This is a genomic window from Vibrio sp. 1288, from assembly GCF_033344475.1.
In genome coordinates, this window is the sequence record NZ_JAWPOX010000180.1 from 1 (window position 1) to 994 (window position 994).

Below are 994 nucleotides of genomic sequence, written 5' to 3' on the forward strand. Positions count from 1 at the left end.
TGGCGGGTATTGCAGCACTATTTGTCGTGTTGGCAGGATTAAGCATCGCACTGACGAAGTTATTCTCCCGCTTTGCCACCAAACCAGCGATGAAGTTGGCACTGAGCCGAATCAACCGCACGCCTATTACCAGCGGTTTGCAGTTTGGTGCGCTTTCACTTTCTTTGATGCTCCTTTCCATTATTTGGCTTGTCCGTAGTGACATCCTCGCAGATTGGGAACGGACTTTGCCTGCGGATGCGCCTAATGTATTCGCATTAAACATTGCCGATTATGAACTGGCTAACTACCTAGAAACACTGGATAAAAATGGAGTGACGCGGTCACAAGCATTTCCAATTATTCGAGGACGACTCACAGAGATTAATGGCCAAAACGTTAAAGACGTTGAATATGAAGGGGAAGGCTCTGACGCAATCCGTCGAGAGCTTAACTTAACATGGGGTGATCAGTTACCAGAATATAATGACGTTCTTTCAGGAAAATGGACGAACGCAAACAGTGTTTCTGTTGAGGCCGATGTCGCGCGCGATTTGGGTATTCAACTTGGAGACAAATTAAGGTTTGTTATCAACAGCCAAAACTTTGATGCGACGGTGGATACCATTCGCCATGTTGAGTGGCGAGATATGAAGCCTAACTTCTATTTCATCTTTTCTTCTGATGTGATGGCAAACGTTCCGGGTTCATATTTGATCAGCTACCGAATCAATGAAGGAAACGAATCGCTGCTTACATCAATGTCGAGAGCGCACCCAACAGTTTCTGTGTTAGACATCCGAACGATGGGAGAAAAAATACAGGCGCTAATACAACAAATCGTTTCTGCGATCACCATTCTTGCTTTGTTAGGTGTAGTTGCAGGGCTATTGCTCATTTTTACATTATTACGCTTGAGCTTGTCTCAACGTCAGCAAGAAATCCGTCTGTATCGTACGCTTGGCTCAAGCAAAAAACGGATTAATACAACCTTGTGGGCGGAATACGGAATTAT

General features: G+C 44.8%; 1 protein-coding gene. It reads left to right on the plus strand.

The annotated features are described in order from the left end of the window. A partial coding sequence (locus R8O11_RS25505; RefSeq protein ID WP_318194647.1) for an ABC transporter permease occupies window positions 1–994 on the plus strand: 994 nt, incomplete at both ends.